The 3,735-nt window shown below is 56.7% G+C and carries 2 protein-coding genes; both read left to right on the top strand.

The genetic code is table 11. The features are described 5' to 3' along the window. Positions 1-117 precede the first annotated feature (117 nt). The gene (gene lon, locus V6C07_RS10435; RefSeq protein WP_333536404.1) at positions 118-2,559 is read left to right on the top strand and encodes an endopeptidase La; all 2,442 of its coding nucleotides are present in this window, start codon (positions 118-120) and stop codon (positions 2,557-2,559) included. Positions 2,560-3,064: 505 nt separating this feature from the next. Next, a complete protein-coding gene (locus V6C07_RS10430) occupies positions 3,065-3,487 on the top strand; it encodes a hypothetical protein (RefSeq protein WP_333536402.1) in 423 nt (140 codons plus the stop codon). The last annotated feature ends 248 nt before the right edge of the window (positions 3,488-3,735 follow it).

The following is a 3,735-nucleotide window of genomic DNA, read 5'->3' as shown; positions in this document are numbered from 1 at the left end:
GCGGCGCGCTGCACCGTGCGCGGCGGCAGAGCGGAGGCGCCCTTTGCCGCAATCCGCTCCAATCTCCCAAGCTATGGGGTCGTGCCAATGCGGCCCACGGCCTTTCAGGGGAAAACTATGACTGAATTCGTACGCGGTACTGGAAAACTTGTGGAACTGCCCGTCATGCCTTTGCGTGAGGTGGTCATGTTTCCGCGTTCCATCATGCCGCTTTTTGTAGGGCGTGAAGCCTCCATCAAGGCCATAGAGGCCGCTCAGGCCAGCTACAGCAAACAGATTTTTCTGGTGGCCCAGCTTGAGCCCGAACTGGAAAAGCCCGAAGCCGGAGACCTGGCTCCCGTGGGCGTGGTCAGCAAGGTGCTGCAAATGCTGCGTCTGCCTGACGGAACCATCAAGGTGCTGTTTGAAGGCATGTACCGTGCCGACTGGACAGACCTGCAGGAAAATGAGCACTGCGCCATAGTGTACGCATCCCGGCGCGGCGAAACGCAAAGCCGTCCTGAAGAGCGTGAGGCTCTTGTGCGCGCGGTTCATGAGACGCTGGACGAGTTTGCCAAGGGCAACAAGAAGCTTTCGCAGGAGTCTGTGCTTTCCATGCTGGCGCTGCATGATCCTGGCCCCCTGGCCGATTCCATCATTCCCAATCTCAAGGTGGACTACCGCAAAAAGCAGCAGGCCCTGGAGATGGACGACGTGACCGAGCGGCTGGAGCTGGCCTATGAGCTGCTTCATGGTGAGGTGGCGCTGGCTACGGTGGAAAAGCGCATCAAAAATCGCGTCAAGGTACAGATGGAGCGCAATCAGCGCGAATATTACCTTAACGAGCAGATCAAGGCCATCAACAAGGAAATGGGGCGTGATGACGATCCCCAGGCCGAGGTGGACGAGATCGAGCAAAAGCTCAAAGCGCGCGACATGCCCGAAGAAGCGCGCCAGAAGGCCCTTGGCGAAGCCAAGAAGCTGCGCAGCATGCCGCCTTCGGCTGCGGAATATACGGTGGTGCGCAACTACGTGGACTGGATACTCGACCTGCCCTGGAATGACCTCAAGCAGGTTGATATCAACATCGAAAAAGCCCGCAATATTCTGGACGGCGACCACTATGGCCTTGAAAAACCCAAGGAACGCATCCTTGAGTATCTTGCGGTGCAAAAGCTTTCCCAGGGCCTGAAGGGGCCGATTCTCTGCTTTGTGGGGCCTCCCGGCGTTGGCAAGACGTCACTGGCGCGGTCTGTAGCCAAGGCCACCGGGCGCGATTTTGTGCGCCTGTCTCTTGGCGGCGTGCGCGATGAGGCCGAAATACGCGGTCACCGCCGTACCTATGTGGGGGCGCTGCCGGGCAAGATCATCCAGTCGCTCAAGCGGGTGAAATACAACAATCCGCTTTTCTGTCTGGACGAAGTGGACAAGATGACCTCCGACTACCGGGGCGACCCGGCCTCGGCCCTGCTGGAAGTGCTGGACCCGGAGCAGAACCACACCTTTATGGACCACTATCTGGACCTGGAATACGACCTGTCCAAGATATTCTTTATCACCACGGCCAACTCGCTGCACACCATCCCCGTGCCCTTGCTGGACCGTATGGAGATAATAGAGCTTAACAGCTATCTTGAAACAGAAAAACGCCACATTGCGCGGCACTTTCTGCTGCCTCGCCAGATAGAGGAGCACGGACTCAAGGAAAGCAATATCCGGGTTTCGGACAATGCCGTTCTTGAGATCATCCGCTCCTACACCCGCGAGGCGGGCGTGCGTAACCTTGAACGTGAAATTGCCGCCCTGTGCCGCAAAACCGCCATCAAGCTGGTGGAAGAAGAAAATACGGACAGGTGCGTGAACATTTCGCGTCAGAGCCTGCCCGCCATGCTCGGCGTCAAAAAATACCGGCATGACGAGCGCGAGGCCGAGCCGCAGGTGGGTGTGTGCGCCGGGCTTGCCTACAATCAGCGCGGCGGCGAGATACTGCTGGTGGAAACGACACTTATGGCCGGTTCCGGTCAGGTGGTGACCACGGGCAAACTTGGCGAGGTCATGACGGAATCGGCCAAGGCCGCGCTTTCCTACGTGCGCTCACGGGCCGAAGTGCTGGGTCTTGATACGCGCTTTCACCGCAAGGTGGATATACATGTGCACGTACCCTCGGGGGCCACACCCAAGGACGGTCCCTCGGCGGGCATTACCCTTGCCACTTCCATTACCTCGGCCTTGCTGGGCATTCCCGTGCGCAACGATGTAGCCATGACAGGTGAGATATCCCTGCGGGGGCGCGTGCTGCCCATTGGCGGCCTGCGCGAAAAACTGCTGGCCGCGCGCCGCAGCGGCATCAAGAAAGTGCTCATGCCCCGTGACAACGAAAAGGATCTTAAAGAAGTGCCGGACGAGGTGCTGAAAGACCTTGAAATTGTCTTTGTGGAGCATGTGGACGAAGTGCTGCCCCATGCCCTGGATGCCTCTTCGGAGGAAATATTCTCCGGCCGGGCCACGGCACAGCCCATTTGCCGCATTCTGCGCCCCGAAAAGCATGGCGAGGAAAGCAAAAAACAGCCCGCTCAATAGAGCGTTTAGCACTTGAAATGCTCACTTACGGCAGGCAAAAGCCTGCCTGCTCGTATTTCTTGGCAAGGATTTTCCTGAAAATTCTTGCAGAGCAATTAGAGCAGATTAACTTTGAAAATGTACATTTTCAAAGTTTAAGACACGCTCGCTTCGGCGTTTAACCGCGCAAATAAATTGCGCTTACGCCTTCGCGGCGGGCGACTGCTCACGCAGCCGCCAGAGCAATTTCAAAGTGAAATTGCTCTAACTCATTTCATTCGCAAACTGCTCTGGAACGTGTCAACGTGTCGCCGCAGACACGGCAAGACAGAAAAAGCCCGCTTTTGGCGGGCTTTTTCTGTCTTGCGACGTCATGTGCGCCTGGTTGTCAATTTGATGACAAGAAAACATATTTCCCATGTATTATGCTGAATTATAATAATAAGTTTTTTTGGCAAGACCTTTGCATATAGCTGGTATCAGGCAGTGCGCCGCGCTGCCATTCCACTGCTTCTGGAGGTCAGGCATGTTCTTTTTACTGGGCGGTCATGAAAAAAAGGCGCGTAAAGCTGAAAAGAAAGTGCGCATGTCGGACGCCAGCGCGCGGGTGCGCGAGGTGTTTATGGCCGGGCGTTTTCCTGTGGTGACCACGCATCAGGTGGAAGGCCGCCGCATTGCCAAGGTGCTGGGTCTTGTGTGCTGCCGGGGCTTTGATTCTGACGAGGCTTTTTTCGGCATGGCCGCACGCGCCATGAACAAGGGCGCGCAGGCCATTGTGGGCTACAGCGAAAATGTGGCTTTTCACCCCGACGGCAGCAAGTATTTTTCCTGCTTCGGCACGGCGGTCATGTTTGAGTATGACCCGATGGACCCGGAGGCGTTGCCCATCATGCTGCAGCAGAAATTCAGGGCGCAGGAGCAGGCTTCCGACCTGGACGAAATGATCTAGAGCAGATTAATTTTGAGAATGTCCATTATTGAATTAATCCGCTCTAGATAGAAAGAATTCCCCATCGAGAGATGGGGACTTTTGCGTCAGTGCGTGAGCGAAAGAAAATCTGCATCTGCAATGCGCTTCGTCAGGCGTTATGCGGAGATGTTCGGCTCCCGGTATTCCACGCTTACCAGGGCCAGGCCCTCGGGCGGAGCCGTTACCGACGGCACGGCCTGGCGGTCGCGGGCTTCAAGCAGCGCGGG

This window comes from Desulfovibrio sp. 1214_IL3152 (genome assembly GCF_036763055.1).
Taxonomy (GTDB): Bacteria; Desulfobacterota; Desulfovibrionia; order Desulfovibrionales; family Desulfovibrionaceae; genus Desulfovibrio.
This window is presented reverse-complemented; position numbering and strand designations above follow the sequence as displayed.

What these genes read in the sequence shown, in the direction of transcription:
- lon (WP_333536404.1), top strand. Translation starts at nt 118, where the DNA reads ATGACTGAATTCGTACGCGGTACTGGAAAACTTGTGGAACTGCCCGTC.
- V6C07_RS10430 (WP_333536402.1), top strand. Translation starts at nt 3,065, where the DNA reads ATGTTCTTTTTACTGGGCGGTCATGAAAAAAAGGCGCGTAAAGCTGAA.